Raw genomic sequence first — 14,733 nt, 5'->3', positions numbered from 1 at the left:
CTGTACGTCAGACCGTCTCCATTCCCTCCGGATGCGGCGCTTTTTCCGCATCGCTGATCCCCTGAATGTAGCTGCAAAACGCATCTACCGAGCTCAAATGCTCCAGCTCAAAGGAATCAAAATCAATTTCCACGTCAAACGCATCCTCCACTTGCAGCATGAAGTGAACCAACTGTAACGAATCCAGTCCTGCATCATGAATAATGTCCGAATGTCCATCCAGCTTACCGACCAGCTCAGGATCTTCCTTGACCGCGCTGATCATTTCAATCACTTGGCTTTGCATAGCAAACTCCTCCTTGTGAGTGATTCTATTCGTTCCGCCCGACAATGCCATCTGCAAAGCTCCTCGAAAAATTCCTACACTGGAACTTTATTCAATTATACTCCTTCATTTAAGAGACAAGTCAATAGGTTGTTTTGTAAATATATCGCACAATATGTAAATTAATGTGTGTTATTTTCTACAATTTTCGCTATCTTTTTTATTCATTTTTAATTCATTATTTTATATAAGCTAAATTCGAAAATCTTACATGGAAAACGGAGTAGGCGGAATGGTGCTGGACAAGCGATAGCGGTCGCCTTTGCCCCCAGATTTCTACCATTGTGCGTTCATTCAGGAAATCTGGGGGCAACAGCGATGGGAAGCACCATCCGCCTGCGTAGTGGCGCACCATGTACATTTTCAGTTTGGCATTTAGCTCACATCTTGCCTCCAACTGCTTGCAAGTGCGACAGGATTATTTTACAATAGACATGAAAATAATTTTCTTTTTAATGTTCGTTTTTACGATATTTATTTTCATGTAAAATACTCTACAGCCAAAGGAGCGCAGCTCATGTCCCCCATTCTTCATACATTAACCCACAGATTGGAGCAGTTTCCCGTCCAAGAGCGCAAGCTGGCGGAATCCATTCTGCAAGCTCCGGGAGATGTGCTGCATCTGGGCATTCGGGAGTTGGCGGAGCGTTGTGGTGTGAGTCCGGCGACCGTTACGCGGTTTTGCAAATCACTGCATTTTAAAGGCTATCCCGATTTCAAAATGAAGCTGGCCGCCGAGCTGCCCCGTTCTCATAGTGACGGCGAAGCCTCCTATCAGGACATCGTCGCCGGAAATTCGCTCTCTCGTATCGTGGAAGCGATAGAGGCGAATCATACCGCATCCATTGCGGATACAACCCGACTGCTGGATTTCAGCAAGCTGGAGCAGGCGATTGCATGGCTGGCCGCCACAAGCCGCATTGATCTGTACGGCATGGCGACCTCCTCGATTGTGGCACAGGATTTTTATCAAAAGCTCATTCGAATTGGAAAAAATAGTACCGCCTTCGCGGACTCGCACATGCAGATTACCTCTGCCTCCTCGCTTGGGCCGGGAGATGTCGCCTTTGCCGTCTCCTATTCGGGGGAAACACAGGAAACCATCTCGGCTCTGCGCTGTGCACAGGAACAGGGGGCCAGAACATTATCCCTGACCTCCTTCGGAAATAACACGCTGGCAGATGTAGCGGATATTGCGCTATTTTCCTCCTCGCTGGAGGAAGGGATGCGGCGTGGAGATATGGCGTCCCGCATTGCCCAGCTTCATATCATAGATATCCTGTTTACAGGTATGGTCAGCGCGGATTTTGACAAATATATTCCGAGACTGGAAGGTTCGTATCAACAAGTAAACAAGCTCAAAAAACAACCAGGGGGCCACTAAAGATGAACATACGTATGTTGAACAGCCGTGAAGACCTGAATGCTACTGCTGCCGCTGTGATCGCCAGTTTACTGCTGAACAAGCCTCAGGCCATGCTTGGGCTCGCTACCGGAAGTACACCTATCGGCATTTACCGTCATCTTGTAGAAATGTACCGTAAGGGACAGGTGAGCTTTGCACGAGCCTACTCCGTGAATCTCGATGAATACGTTGGTCTTCCCCCGGAGCATCCGCAAAGCTACCGCAGCTTTATGAATGAGCACTTGTTTCAGCATATCGACATTCCTCTTGCCCATACACGCGTACCTGACGGTAATGCGGCTGATCTGGCAGCAGAATGTGCGGCCCACGAGCAGGCAATGCTAGATCACGGCCCCGTGGATCTCCAATTGCTCGGCATTGGTCACAATGGTCATATCGGTTTTAATGAACCCGGGCACGGACTGACCGGAGCCACACATGTGGTAGATTTGGAAGAGAGGACGCGTATAGCGAATGCCCGTTTTTTTGGCAATATAGATGATGTACCTAAGCAAGCCGTCACCATGGGGGTAGGCACGATTCTGAAAGCGAAGCAAATTATACTGGTAGCTTTTGGCGTGGATAAGGCAGACATTGTAAAGCAGGCTTTCACTGGACCTGTAACCACAAAATGTCCGGCTTCCCTGCTGCAATGTCATCCCAACGTGCTGATTTTACTGGATCAGGAAGCGGGAGGCTGGTTGAATTGAACTCGGATGAAACGAATGGTGATTTAACCCAACTACTGTATGGACAAGTCGTCATTGGGGATCACATGATTGAAAAAGGGGTTGTCGCTATGGAGGGGCAATCCATCGTATATGCTGGTGCAGAGGATGATTTGCCTGCTGATCTAATTACAGCCGCAGTGGAAAATCAGGGTGATGGGGTAGCGGTGGGGGCAAACATCGTGCGATTGGAAGGCGGCTACCTGCTGCCAGGCTTTATTGATATTCATGTTCACGGCGGTCACGGAGAGGACTTTATGGACGCCGATCCGCAGGTACTGAATACGATTACCTCTTTTCACGGCTCACAAGGAACGACCGCCATGCTGGCTACCACCATGACCGCACCAAAAAAGCGAATCGACCAGGTGCTAAGTGAGGTTTACGCCTATATGGCGCAGCCTATGCCCTATGCACAACTGGAGGGCGTACATCTGGAAGGGCCTTTTATTAGCCCGAACTGGCCGGGAGCGCAAAACCCGGAGCATATTCAACTGCCGAATCTGGCCTGGGCGAAGGAATGGGAGCAGCGCTATCCGGGCCTTGTCCGCCAGCTGACGCTTGCGCCGGAGCGGGAAGGCGCGCTGGAGCTGATTACCTGGCTACGCAGCCATAACATTACTGCGGCTCTCGGTCATACGGATGCCACATATGAAGAGGTGGAACGCGCCGCGGCAGCGGGTCTGAACCATGCGGTGCATACGTTCAATGCCATGACTCCGCTGCATCACCGCAAGCCGGGAGCTGTCGGAGCCGTGCTTGCCGATCCGCGCATTGAAGCGGAAGTTATTGCGGACGGTATCCACGTGCATCCCGCTGCTGTCTCCCTGCTCGCCAAGCTGAAACGTGAGCACAATCTTATTCTGATCACCGATGCCATGTCTGCCACCGGGCTGGAGGACGGACGTTACACACTCGGCGATTTACCAGTAATCGTGCAAGGCGGCGTGGCACGACTGGAGGATGGCGTCACTCTGGCAGGAAGTACACTGACGATGATTGAAGGCTTCCGATATCTGGTTCGTCATATAGGTCTGACCATTCCCCAGGCATCACAAGCCGCCAGCCTGAACCCGGCTAAGTCCTTGAGTATTGCGCATCGAACAGGCTCGCTTGCAGCAGGCAAACAAGCAGACGTTCTGTTACTGGATGCGGACTTAAAGCTGCAAGGCGTATGGATTAAAGGAATACGAAGATAATTTCTTCTTATGATTCCCCCTAAACCAAAGAGCTATCCCTCAGCGATTTCGCCGAGATGGATAGCTCTTTCTTTGGCATTACACATATATGTGGTGAATTAGCGATGATTCATAGGTGCAGGAGTATGATTTTGTGGACGAGTTGGTGCGGTTGTTGATTCATTGGTTGGATGAGTTGCACCAGCAGCAGGAGTCGGGAATACCCGTTGAATAATATCTGCCAATTGGGTACTCATTCCTTTGATCGGATGACCGTTTTGCACACTGCGTGTAAGGTCAGTGGTATGCTTTACAAAATCCGGGTTAGCCGATACATATACCTGTTCAATCGAAGGTGCAAATTGCTTTACCTTGTTGGCGATGCGACTTTTGACGGCTTCGGTCAACGTACTAGGCTCATACGCAGTTCTTGCGCCTTCCACTGTGGTGCCATCCGTGCGTCCGATATCCGTACGGGTACCGTCCGCCAAGCCACGAATCATACCATAAGAACCCGTACCCATCGTGCCGTACAATCCGTCACCACGACGCGGAGGTGTTACGGGTCCGCTCATTCCATTGTCCGTAACTCCCGGCGCTATCCCATCGGTGGTATAGTTGCCTCTTGTACCATCCACCCCATGCGTAGTCATGCCATGTGTATTCATGCGATGTTCAGTACCTTTAACACTTGAAGTGCCAATGCCTGCTCCTGTTCCTGTTCCTGTTCCTGTTCCGTTGGCTTGATCCTTCAAGGAAACTGCTACATAAGCATTACGATTACCAACCAGCACTGTCGCAGATTTTACATCCGGCAACTCGGATATACGTTTGGACAAATTGCGATCGACTTGCAGATTACCAATTTGGTGTCCAGTTCCATTGGCATTTTGGTTTAAACGCATCCCGTCCATACCGTTGGACTTAACTCCGAAACGGTTCACACCATCCATATGATGTGTACTTTGCGCGTTATAGCGGGTAGTGTTCGTGCGGACATTATGATTCGCAGTCCCACACCCTGTCAAAGCAGCCATACTGGCGAGCAAAGCAGCAGAAATCGTTAAACTGATTACCTTCTTAGTCCCTGGCATGAACTCATCCTCCATACATATAAAATGTGTGACGAGATTAGGATGCGCTATGATTCTCAGGGCTATGCTGACTAAAAAATGACTAAATAAAATTTTAATGTAAATATGAAATACAATTGATGATTTACTACAAGATGGCATGTATAATAAGGGATGGGAAATACTTTATTTTACAAAGGAGGATTTCAAGCTTGAAAAAGATCACAGTTTTGATGCTCATTTTTTTGTTGTCCGTCACTCTTGTCCCCGTCGGCGCTTTTGCAGGCTCCACTACACCCGAAGCCCCGAAAGCACCTGCTGGAAGTTGGGTAGAAGGCCCGCCACCTAATCAGGTTGATCCTGCTAAACCTGCGTTACTGTTTGTACATGGTTTGAACAGTAGCGCTGAAGTCTGGACCAAAAATAACAATGATATACTTCAGCGTGCGCGTAACGCCGGATACCAGACGGCCACCATTAATCTGTACGATGCAAATGGCACATCACAGGATATGTGGGACAATGGTAAGCTTTTAGCCGACAAAATAAAGGTCATTAGTAATCACTTTGGCAAAAAGCTCATTATCATCGCCCACAGCAAAGGTGGAGTGGATACCCAAACTGCTCTCGTATATAACGGAGCCGCTCCCTATGTACAACGTGTTATCACCCTCAGCAGTCCCCATCATGGCTCACAGCTTGCAGATCTTGCTTACAGTAGCTGGGCCGGATGGCTGGCAGATATTGTCGGCTCACAAAATCCAGGTACCTCCACTTTACAGACATCTTATATGAAGTATTTCCGATCCAAGACCGATGCACTCAGCAACGCGACTACAATTCCGTTCTTCACGTTTGCTGGTGATAAATGGTCCGACGGCACCGCTTCCTACATACTGGGCGGACTTTACCTCTCATCCTTTGGCAAAAATGATGGACTAGTCACAGTCGACAATGCCAAGCTTCCCGGTGGACGTGTAGTCAAAGTCGGCCCCTGGGATCATGCCAAAGTTCGTACCGGCTCTTACGTCTTCCCCCTGATTCAACCTTACCTCCTAGCAAACACTCCAGCCTTGAATCAGGAAACTGAAGCACCTTCAGCAGCATCTTCCTTGCCTGCTTCCGCTTTAACATCCACCTATAGCGAGATCGACAATTCATACTTTATCCGTGGCGGAGACTATAACGGAAAAGCCTCCGAAATCCTCACCGTTGAAAATGGTGTTCAATCCATTAATCTGGATTGGATCAGCGATAAACGTGTGAGTAAACTGGAGCTGACCCAGCCTGACGGTACCAACGAGATCATTCATCTGAAAGCAGGCTACGATGACGACATTTTTGCTGGTGCCTGGCATCATAACGCCGTCATTCAAAATCCAAAACCGGGTATCTATAAACTGAATGCCACGATTCCTGATACAGGAGCATATCTCCTGATTGCCCGTTATCAGGCCGCTCAGGTTCCTGAGCTGAAATATAATCTGAATGCCGTAGGCCCGAAGCTGAATCTGCAACCACAGGATTCCCCTAAAAGCGTTGCACAAGTCACGTATCAGGTTCAATATTACGGTGATCCACAGCAAGGAATGACTCCCGCGTCCAAAGGTCTGACGGTACAACAAAAAACAGTTAACCCGACCGGACAAATCGAGCTGTCCAAAGCGGACAAGCCCGGCATTTATTCCATAACCTATGAAATCGAGGGAACTACAAAGGCAGGCTATCCATACCGCCGTACAGCTGTTCAGTCCATTTACATTGACGCTGACGGGAATAAGTATGTTGATTAAGCTCCCCACGTAATCATTTATATCATTCACTAAAATAAAAAGGTGGAGGCCCTCAAAAGCCTGCACCTTTTCTTTTGTGTATCATAATAATGGCATCCGGTTTAATCACTTCATATATCGTCACGCTTCAAATCTTCTATAAAATCAGTCACAATACTTTGAACGGCATCTTCCCTGGACATTCGGATATATCGACTGGTTTTCTGAATATCCTCCTCGAACAGATGAAGTATACTGCTCATAGCTTCCTGATCTCCGTTTCGTGCTAATTTGAGGAGTTTGATGAACTCAGCATCTGAGATAATTGATTCAGCATTTTCTTTTTCCATTTATTCACCGCCTGTTGGGATAGCTTCAGCTCTCTTGCAATCTGTGCTTCGGTTTTGTCTAGTATGTAAAGGTCAAAGATGATGGCTTTTCCGATCTCAGATGGTAGAGAGTTAATGAGCTGTAGAATGTACATTTTAGAATTTGCAGAGTCTGTAAAAGATGGAGTAGCGACGGCTTCGTTCTTTTCCATGACAAATTCATGATTGGTTTGTACCCGGGCACGATACTGGATTCTCCATGCAATGCGATACAGCTTCTTACGATATTGTTCAACCAATGTTAGCTGATATTGATTCATCATAAACCACCCTTTCTCTTTGGATTTGGCTTTTCTAAATCCTCATATTATAGGGTAATTTGAGAACACATTTTACAACCAAAACAGAACATTTGTTCTTATTTATTATACTATTTTTTGAGTCGGTTGTATACGGTTCTTTTGATTTACCTTCCTTTATATACGGCTAAAAAGGAGGGAAACCATTGCAGATGGATGATGCTCTTTCTATCATAACCAACGTAGGCTTTCCGGCAGGTCTTTGCTTTATTTTGTTGCGGCACATCCTGCACACCATGGAAGAAAAACTGGATAAGCTCGATCTCTCGCTCCATGAGCTGATTGAGGTCATTAAGGAATTAAACGATGGGAACCGTGATTCTTCCAAAAGCAGCAAGCCTGATGAATAACGAACACAAAGAAGCTCCAACCGACGATCCTCGCCGATGGAGCCTCTTTGTTCGTTTCATACCAGAAAATTTGTTTGCTTGCGGATCTGATCATGTTCAGATGATTATTTTCCAGCTTGAGCCTGGTCATGTCCAGCCTGTTCAATACGCTTCACGTCAGATGCAGACAGACCATACGCCCAATTGCTTTGCGGAGGCACGACCCATACGATATCCGGTTCACCGTTCATCATCCAGCCCTGATACACCTGCTGCGATTCATCCTGCTTGCCCAGCGATACGCTCAGCGTAAAGCGGTGAACAGGATGGTTCAGCTCGGAGGCTTTACGCAAGGACTGGCTGCTGACCAGATTTTTGATTTGCTGAGATAAGGAGGTCGCCGTATCACTGGTTACCGACTTTCCATTCAGCGTCCAAGCTGTGGAAGAGCTTTCCCCGGTTCCCACGTCACCGGATGACTTGAGCATCCAGGACGCTGACTGACCTTCCCACTCCAGTCCGCTCAGCTTGTCATCATCCCAGCCAAACGGGGTCGTATCCGTAAAATCGGCTGCACCCAGTAACAACCCGGAAAGGGTATCCACAGGTACAGTAGCTACTTCTTTTTTATCTGACAGCACATAAACAGCATCTCCAGAAGGCAACGTTTCGCCAAAAGCAAAGGTATGCTCGCTTCCACCCTTGGTCTTGATCTGAATTTGGTTGTCGGTGGCGCTGATTCCATATTTGGCTACGTCTTTTGGAGAAGATTCCACCACCTCACCGAGCTTCACATTTTGAATAGCGACTAACCAATTGTCTATCGTATAACCGTTTAACGGATAAGACTGCGGCTTGCTCATGCTCCATTTGCCATCACGTTGGTTAAGCTCCACTGGCTTGCCGTTCTTCCCCATTATAGCGAAAGATGTAATATTCCCCTGCGTAAGCTGTACCAGCTGGCGAGCAGCAGGAGCTTGTTCACGAAAAAAGTTTTGGCTCTTGGCATAGACTATACCCGCTCCCAATACAACTAACAGCAGCACGGTGGGTATCCATTTTCTCATGCTCTTCTTCGCCTCCACCACAATAAGATTCCGGCTGCCGCAAACAATAACGGCAATCCAATCACGGATAGGGTCAATATCGTCTTCGCTTGCACAGGAGTCAAATAAACCACCTTATAATCCTGCTCCTGACGAGGACGAATGGTAAGCCCGTCAGATTGTTCCTGTACATAATTCAGACTGTTCAGCACAAAATCCCGATTGCCTCCCGTGCTGATCTCGGTGTCGCTCAGAAGGGCCGACGTTCCGAGAATAATGGCTTTAGGCTTGCCATCCTTGCCATCTACCGCGTAACCCAGAGCAAGCGGCCCCTGCGGGTCCTTATCATCCTTTTGTGTTTCGTTGTTCAGCAACCCCTGAATATTCGTTTCCCCATAGCTGGCGGCAGAGGATTTGAGCAAGGTCGTAGTCTTCCAATTCCTCTGCTCCCCCGCTTGCAAAGCAATAGACAGCGAAAGCACCGGGTACAGATTGGAGGCCGCCAGCTTATCCGTAATCGCATGACTGCCAAAGGTGGGCACTGTAAACAGAGGCCCAAGTGTATTCGTCTGCTCCTGATCCACCACGATCGCATGTGTATCCTTCACACCGTAATCCGCCGCCAATGCGTCAAGATTTTTCCAGTCCGATTGCATGTTCGGATGAAAGCCCAACCCCAGAAACAGCTTTCCACCACCCTCCAAATAGGTGCGAATGCTTTTCAACTCCGTCGCGCTGATATCTCGTTGTGGCCCCACAATAGCCAGCACCGATGCATCTTTAGGCACGCTACCGGCCTGATTGAGCTGCACTTCTTCTGTTTTCACATTATCCTGTGCCAGTGAGCTGCTCAATCCGGTCATTTGGGACAAGGGGATTTCCTCATGTCCGGTCAGGAAAATGACTTTTCCCTGGCGGGTAGACGATAGCCCAAGCAGTCCGCTGGTCAGCTTTTCTTCCCCTGTAAACTGGTACGCCCCCTCGCTACTTCCCTGTGCCTGCGTAAACAGACTACCTATATCAATAACACGTTTCTTCTCACCCTGAACCAGCACAATGGATGCTTCGGTGACACCGTATTCCTTAGCCAGCAACGGCTCCTGATTCAGATCATATTGCTCGACCTTGAGCTTGCTGTTATGCTTGGCGTATTCACTCAGCATATCCGTAACGTCCCGGTTCAGCTTTTGATTTTGCGAAGTCGATACGCTAAAGGCAATCAGCTGTACATCTTCCTTCACTCCCTGAATAGCTGTCAATGTCTGATCAGACAACGTATACTGTTTGCCTGCCGTCAAATCCAGCTGAAAGCCTCCCAGCGAACGCAGAAACAACGTCAGCAAAATAAAAATACCTACAGCAGCTACCGACAATATCACACTGTTAGTATGACCCAGCCATTTTTTCATGTTCATCACCTCCACCGTTTCCGTTCGACCACCTGAATGCTGAATAGCAAAAAGAGCGCCGCCACCGTCACGTAATACAGCACATCGGCTCCGTTCAGCAATCCTTTGGTGAAGCTGTCAAACCGTGCGGTTAGTGAAAAAGGCTCCAGCCATTGCTGCAAGGTCGCAGATGCGCCCGTTTGGCCACCAAACGAATCCAGCATCCAAAACACGAGCAAAATAATAAAGCTGACGACCGCCGACATCATCTGATGCTGTGAAAGCGTCGAAGCGAACAGACCAATGGACATCATGGCTGCACCCAGCATAAACAAACCGACCACGGACGTACATACCAGTGTCCAGTCCAGCGATCCGTAAAAGGACATCACGACCGGGTACGCCAGACTGCACAGCACCAAAATCAGCAGCATGCCCAGTGACGCCAAAAATTTACCCACAATCATTTCTGTCACACTCACTGGCGAGGTAAGTAACAGTTCATCCGTACCCTGCCTGAATTCCTCCGCAACCAGCCTCATCGTGAGCAATGGGACGACAAACACCAGCATGGACAGCGTATCACCGAGTACCAGCCGATAATCCAAGATGCTTGGCTGATACATGACAAAATTTGTGTAAAAGAGCAACCCCGTCAGCAGCATGTACACCGCAAGCGCAAAATACGTTGTCGGCGTCCATAGATAGGCTTGAAGCTCCTTTTGACAAACCGCGAACAAGCGCCTCATGGCCGTTCACCTCCTGCACTCTTATCTTGCCCGGCCTCATCCGTTTTTGGCTCGCGAGTGGTTAACTGCTGGAATATATTTTCCAAGCTGAGGCTTTCTTTTTTCAACTCTATAATCGGAAGCTTCGCACCAGACAGCACATAAAAAAGCTCCTCGCGGAAATCCTCACTGGAAGCGCCTGTCAGTAACAGCCCGGTCAAATCTTGTTCCGTTGCAGTCGGCTTTGTGTCAGCTTGAGACAAGCCAGATGTTAATAGCTCTACCTCTACTTTCCCCCAGGCACGAAGAACGTCCAACACCTGCTCACGGCCGCCTTTTACCTCGACTTTTACCTTAAATCCGTCTTCCATCGAACCGCCGAGCGCATCAGGCCGTCCATCCAGCACCAATTCACCCTCATGAATGATAAGAACCCGATTGCACAAGGCGTCCACCTCGGGCAAAATATGCGTGCTGAGCAGCACCGTATGATTCTCTCCAATCTCCTGAATGAGCTGGCGAATCTCCAAAATCTGATTCGGGTCCAAGCCTGATGTCGGCTCATCCAGCACCAGTAAATCCGGATTATGAATAATCGACCCCGCCAGCCCCAAACGCTGCTTATACCCTTTGGACAGACTGCGTACCAGCTGCTTTTCACGTCCGTTTAGCCCAAGCCTGGAAATCATCTCGGAAATCCGCAGCTTTTGCTCTCTTGCAGGCACATCTCGAATGCTCGCCACAAACTTTAAATAGGATCGAACAGACATATCTCCATACAGAGGGGGCGTTTCCGGCAAATAACCGATTTTGGAACGAGCCTGTCTGCCCTGCTCCTGAATCGGGATGCCATCAATCGTAATCACTCCCTCATTCGGCTGGAGATACCCTGTAATCATGCGCATCGTCGTCGTTTTGCCCGCACCGTTCGGGCCCAGAAACCCGACAATCTCACCACGCTGCATTTCAAAATCCAGCTTATGTACGCCCCGGTTGCCCTCGTACCACTTGCTCACCTGCTGCACCTTGAGCACACGCTTCACCCCTTCTTTTATCATATTGCAAAGTCGTAGTCTTTCACTGTAAACTACCCATTCGTCCAAACAGCTCTATTCCCTTTTCACACATCCAAAATGTTGCGTAGCGGAGGATTTGAAGCTGGAGAAGCGCTAGCGCTCGCCTGATCGAAAGCTCAAATCCTTCGCGGAGCGGCTCATCTGCACCTCATGCAACACTTTTAAACTCTAATGTTAATCCCACACATATAACTCCAGCTTAAAGTCACTTAAATATAAGCTTAAAATAATATGTCTAAAATGTGAACGAATGAATGTGCTTTTACACTCGTTAACTTGTACGGTTCGCCCTAACATTCATTTGCATCCCGCATCAGCCACAATTTTATGCTGATTCCATCTAGGCTTCCATAGATACCCACACCCTGTCCTTTTGCTGGAATACCTTGGTATATAAGAAGCTTTCGATTGGCTGAAGGGGGTTATTGAGATCAAAGTTCTATTTACCTTTTATATACCCAGCGGCGGCGTGGAAACCTTGAACCGCCAACGCTGCAAGGTGCTTAGCCAAGATGGGATTGAATGCCATATTCTCTACTATCAGCAGGGTACGGGGATGCAAAACTTACATGGAGATATTCCCGTGTTTATGACTTCTTCCGAGGGAGATATTTCTAGTCTGATACACACTCACCGTTACGATGCCATCGTCGTCTCGTCGGATTACCAGATGCTCGCAAAACTGCGCATGTTGGGCTATCAGGGTGTGCTAATCTATGAATCACAGGGCTTCGGTCCGCACGTGGAGGCTGCATTGATAGTAGGCGAAGCCACACCGTTTCTTCAAAGATACGCCAATGCAGTACTGCTACCCACCACTACGCATCTGGTCGAACTATTTTCCAGCATGTGTCCATGGCTTAAGCGTTACGTGTTTCCAAACGTACTGGATACCAGCGTATTTAATTATGTGCCTAACACTCCTCCGATCCATCCGGTCATTGCATGGGTTGGGCGACTGGAGCCGAACAAAAACTGGAGGCATTTTATCGATATTTCTTACTGGATGCTGCAAAACCGCCCGGATCTTCGCATCTGGATGTTCTATGATAATACCCTTTCGCAGCCAGAGGATAAGGTACAATTCGAGAGCATGGTTACACAGCTTGGCTTGTCCTCCATTGTAGAACGTTTCAAAAACGTGCCCCATGCTAAAATGCCTCTGTATTACTCCATGATTGGCGATTCGGGAGGGTATCTGTTGTCCACTTCACTGGTAGAGGGATTTGGATACGCCGTAGCTGAGGCCATGGCTTGCCGCTGTCCCGTGCTCAGCTCTGATTCTGACGGGGTGCGAGCCTTCATCGATCACAACGTAACGGGTAAATTTTATGCGCAAGGAGATATCTCGCAGGCGATATTGGAAGGACTGGATCTGATGAACAACACGTCCAACCGCGAATCCATTCGCCAGAAGGGGCTGACAAGGATCGTCGACCTGTTAGCACCAGATAAATATGTGCAATCCTTCCGGCAAATGATGAATGCGCTGGGCGTGGGGTAAGCTATTATTTTAAGTGGAGCAGAAGTTATATGATTCTAGAATAAAGCCGCCGGGCAGGCGGCCCATTTTTCTTCTTCGGTACCCTTCGCTTTTTTATCCATGATGATCGTCTCCTTTAGTGTTTAAGTCATAATATCGTCAACCACAAATACAAACCCAAAAGTGTGAAAAAAAGCGTAGGTAAGGTCAGTATTACACCTGTTTTGAAGTAGGTTCCCCAACGAATCTTTACGCCTTTAGAAGTAAGCACATGCAGCCATAGCAGCGTAGCCAAGGAGCCGATAGGTGTCATCTTGGGTCCTAAATCCGACCCGATTACATTGGCATATACAAGTGCCTCCCGGATCATTCCTGTTGCGTTTGTAGCGTGGATCGCCAGCGCATTAATCATGACCGTAGGCATGTTGTTCATCACCGACGAAATGACGGCAGCCATAAAACCCATAGCCATCGTAGCTACAAACATCCCCTCGTCTGCTGCCGCTTGAATAAGATGCGCTAGCAAATCTGTCAAACCCACATTACGCAGCCCATACACTACGACATACATCCCGATGGAGAAAAATACGATGGCCCATGGCGCACTTTTCATGACTTCTTTTACAGTTACTACAGGACTTTTTCTAGCTATGAATAAGAGAATAACAGCAATGATTGCCACAATTACCGAAACCGGAATGTTGAAAAATTCGCTGATTAGATAACCTGCAAGCAGGAGAGTCAGAAAGATCCAGGAAAGCCGGAACATTTTCGCATCCTTAATCGCTTCAGCAGGAGCCGTTACATGAGCAACATCAAACTTCCCTGGAATGCTTTTACGGAAAAAGAGATACAGCACTAACATGCTCGCAGCTATAGAAAAAAAATTTGGAATAATCATGCGGCCTGCATACTCCATAAATGTGATGTTGAAGAAATTGGCGGTCACGATATTAACCAAATTGCTGACGACGAGCGGAAGCGAAGCCGTATCTGCAATAAAGCCGCTGGCTATGATAAAAGGAAACACCCTAGCTTCTTCAAACTTGAGCGCCCGTACCATCGCCAGCACAATGGGAGTCAGGATCAAAGCGGCACCATCATTTGCAAAAAAAGCAGCTACTACCGCTCCCAGCAAAGTCACATACATAAACAGACGGATCCCGCTTCCCTGTGCAGCCCTCGCCATATGTAAAGCGGCCCATTCGAATAGTCCGATCTTATCCAGCACCAATGAAATGAGAATAATAGCTACAAAAGCCAGCGTGGCATTCCACACGATTCGGGTTACTTCCCACACATCTTGAATATGAACCACGCCAACAAGCAGAGCCAAAATTGCTCCTGCGGAGGCTGACCATCCAATAGACAGGTTCTTGGGCTGCCAGATCACCAGCGTCAAAGTGAACAGGAAAATAGCGCATGACAAGAAAACCGATAACACGTTCAAACCTCCGATCCAAGATGTATCATCATGTTAAATCATTTTATAAGCATATACTTATATATCGGGC

At 48.2% G+C, this 14,733-nt stretch carries 15 protein-coding genes; 6 read left to right on the top strand and 9 right to left on the bottom strand.

Annotated elements, in window-relative coordinates; genetic code table 11:
• Positions 1 to 7: 7 nt before the first annotated feature.
• Entirely contained in the window at positions 8 to 286 is a 279-nt protein-coding gene (locus ACIFQM_RS16945; RefSeq protein ID WP_014277736.1) for a phosphopantetheine-binding protein, read from the bottom strand.
• 556 nt (positions 287 to 842) lie between these two features.
• Here ACIFQM_RS16945 and ACIFQM_RS16940 point away from each other — a divergent pair.
• From ACIFQM_RS16940 to nagA, 3 genes are read left to right on the top strand one after another with little or no spacing between them, the layout of a single operon-like run.
• Positions 843 to 1,709 (top strand): MurR/RpiR family transcriptional regulator, encoded by an 867-nt coding sequence (locus ACIFQM_RS16940; protein ID WP_430065811.1) that lies wholly within the window; start codon positions 843 to 845, stop codon positions 1,707 to 1,709.
• Between the two features lie 2 nt (positions 1,710 to 1,711).
• Entirely contained in the window at positions 1,712 to 2,440 is a 729-nt protein-coding gene (nagB, locus tag ACIFQM_RS16935) for a glucosamine-6-phosphate deaminase (protein ID WP_430040708.1), read from the top strand.
• On the top strand, positions 2,437 to 3,657 hold the full coding sequence (nagA, locus tag ACIFQM_RS16930) for an N-acetylglucosamine-6-phosphate deacetylase (RefSeq protein ID WP_430040707.1): 1,221 nt from the start codon (positions 2,437 to 2,439) through the stop codon (positions 3,655 to 3,657). Before nagB ends, nagA begins: the two co-directional genes overlap by 4 nt.
• Positions 3,658 to 3,755: 98 nt before the next feature.
• Here nagA and ACIFQM_RS16925 read toward each other — a convergent pair whose 3' ends face one another.
• Entirely contained in the window at positions 3,756 to 4,730 is a 975-nt protein-coding gene (locus tag ACIFQM_RS16925) for a YhcN/YlaJ family sporulation lipoprotein (protein WP_430065809.1), read from the bottom strand.
• 191 nt (positions 4,731 to 4,921) lie between these two features.
• On the opposite strand from ACIFQM_RS16925, the gene ACIFQM_RS16920 reads away from it, so the two are divergent.
• Positions 4,922 to 6,502, top strand: coding sequence for an esterase/lipase family protein (locus ACIFQM_RS16920; RefSeq protein WP_430040705.1), 1,581 nt, complete (start codon positions 4,922 to 4,924; stop codon positions 6,500 to 6,502).
• A gap of 110 nt (positions 6,503 to 6,612) precedes the next feature.
• Here the strand turns inward: ACIFQM_RS16920 and ACIFQM_RS16915 are convergent, their stop codons facing one another.
• Entirely contained in the window at positions 6,613 to 6,744 is a 132-nt protein-coding gene (locus ACIFQM_RS16915) for a hypothetical protein (protein ID WP_252361499.1), read from the bottom strand.
• Between the two features lie 23 nt (positions 6,745 to 6,767).
• Positions 6,768 to 7,130 carry a sigma-70 family RNA polymerase sigma factor gene (locus ACIFQM_RS16910; RefSeq protein WP_430040704.1) on the bottom strand — a complete coding sequence of 121 codons (363 nt, stop codon included), beginning with the start codon at positions 7,128 to 7,130 and terminating at the stop codon, positions 6,768 to 6,770.
• A gap of 191 nt (positions 7,131 to 7,321) precedes the next feature.
• Between ACIFQM_RS16910 and ACIFQM_RS16905 the strand changes: the two genes are divergently transcribed.
• Entirely contained in the window at positions 7,322 to 7,519 is a 198-nt protein-coding gene (locus ACIFQM_RS16905) for a hypothetical protein (RefSeq protein ID WP_430040757.1), read from the top strand.
• A gap of 104 nt (positions 7,520 to 7,623) precedes the next feature.
• Here the strand turns inward: ACIFQM_RS16905 and ACIFQM_RS16900 are convergent, their stop codons facing one another.
• From ACIFQM_RS16900 to ACIFQM_RS16885, 4 genes are read right to left on the bottom strand one after another with little or no spacing between them, the layout of a single operon-like run.
• A complete protein-coding gene (locus tag ACIFQM_RS16900) occupies positions 7,624 to 8,565 on the bottom strand; it encodes a DUF4340 domain-containing protein (protein WP_430040703.1) in 942 nt (313 codons plus the stop codon).
• Positions 8,562 to 9,953 (bottom strand): GldG family protein, encoded by a 1,392-nt coding sequence (locus tag ACIFQM_RS16895; protein ID WP_430040702.1) that lies wholly within the window; start codon positions 9,951 to 9,953, stop codon positions 8,562 to 8,564. Before ACIFQM_RS16895 ends, ACIFQM_RS16900 begins: the two co-directional genes overlap by 4 nt.
• Positions 9,954 to 9,958: 5 nt before the next feature.
• The gene (locus ACIFQM_RS16890; protein ID WP_430040701.1) at positions 9,959 to 10,681 is read right to left on the bottom strand and encodes an ABC transporter permease; all 723 of its coding nucleotides are present in this window, start codon (positions 10,679 to 10,681) and stop codon (positions 9,959 to 9,961) included.
• Positions 10,678 to 11,718, bottom strand: a complete 1,041-nt coding sequence (locus tag ACIFQM_RS16885; protein ID WP_430047820.1) for an ABC transporter ATP-binding protein — start codon at positions 11,716 to 11,718, stop codon at positions 10,678 to 10,680. Before ACIFQM_RS16885 ends, ACIFQM_RS16890 begins: the two co-directional genes overlap by 4 nt.
• 487 nt (positions 11,719 to 12,205) lie before the next feature.
• Here ACIFQM_RS16885 and ACIFQM_RS16880 point away from each other — a divergent pair, with 487 nt between their 5' ends.
• Positions 12,206 to 13,240, top strand: coding sequence for a glycosyltransferase family 4 protein (locus tag ACIFQM_RS16880; protein ID WP_430040699.1), 1,035 nt, complete (start codon positions 12,206 to 12,208; stop codon positions 13,238 to 13,240).
• Between the two features lie 127 nt (positions 13,241 to 13,367).
• Here the strand turns inward: ACIFQM_RS16880 and ACIFQM_RS16875 are convergent, their stop codons facing one another.
• Positions 13,368 to 14,663 carry an arsenic transporter gene (locus tag ACIFQM_RS16875; protein ID WP_430040698.1) on the bottom strand — a complete coding sequence of 432 codons (1,296 nt, stop codon included), beginning with the start codon at positions 14,661 to 14,663 and terminating at the stop codon, positions 13,368 to 13,370.
• Between the last annotated feature and the right edge of the window lie 70 nt (positions 14,664 to 14,733).

Source organism: Paenibacillus sp. NRS-1782 (assembly GCF_050467685.1).
In the GTDB taxonomy this organism is placed as follows: Bacteria; Bacillota; Bacilli; order Paenibacillales; family Paenibacillaceae; genus Paenibacillus; species Paenibacillus terrae_A.
The sequence above is the reverse complement of the archived record's forward strand: the minus strand, read 5'-3'. Positions and strand labels throughout refer to the sequence as shown.

Coding starts and splice junctions, on each gene's coding strand:
- ACIFQM_RS16945 (WP_014277736.1), bottom strand. CDS start 286: ATGCAAAGCCAAGTGATTGAAATGATCAGCGCGGTCAAGGAAGATCCT.
- ACIFQM_RS16940 (WP_430065811.1), top strand. CDS start 843: ATGTCCCCCATTCTTCATACATTAACCCACAGATTGGAGCAGTTTCCC.
- nagB (WP_430040708.1), top strand. CDS start 1,712: ATGAACATACGTATGTTGAACAGCCGTGAAGACCTGAATGCTACTGCT.
- ACIFQM_RS16925 (WP_430065809.1), bottom strand. CDS start 4,730: ATGCCAGGGACTAAGAAGGTAATCAGTTTAACGATTTCTGCTGCTTTG.
- ACIFQM_RS16915 (WP_252361499.1), bottom strand. CDS start 6,744: ATGAGCAGTATACTTCATCTGTTCGAGGAGGATATTCAGAAAACCAGT.
- ACIFQM_RS16910 (WP_430040704.1), bottom strand. CDS start 7,130: ATGAATCAATATCAGCTAACATTGGTTGAACAATATCGTAAGAAGCTG.
- ACIFQM_RS16905 (WP_430040757.1), top strand. CDS start 7,322: ATGGATGATGCTCTTTCTATCATAACCAACGTAGGCTTTCCGGCAGGT.
- ACIFQM_RS16900 (WP_430040703.1), bottom strand. CDS start 8,565: ATGAGAAAATGGATACCCACCGTGCTGCTGTTAGTTGTATTGGGAGCG.
- ACIFQM_RS16895 (WP_430040702.1), bottom strand. CDS start 9,953: ATGAAAAAATGGCTGGGTCATACTAACAGTGTGATATTGTCGGTAGCT.
- ACIFQM_RS16890 (WP_430040701.1), bottom strand. CDS start 10,681: ATGAGGCGCTTGTTCGCGGTTTGTCAAAAGGAGCTTCAAGCCTATCTA.
- ACIFQM_RS16885 (WP_430047820.1), bottom strand. CDS start 11,718: ATGATAAAAGAAGGGGTGAAGCGTGTGCTCAAGGTGCAGCAGGTGAGC.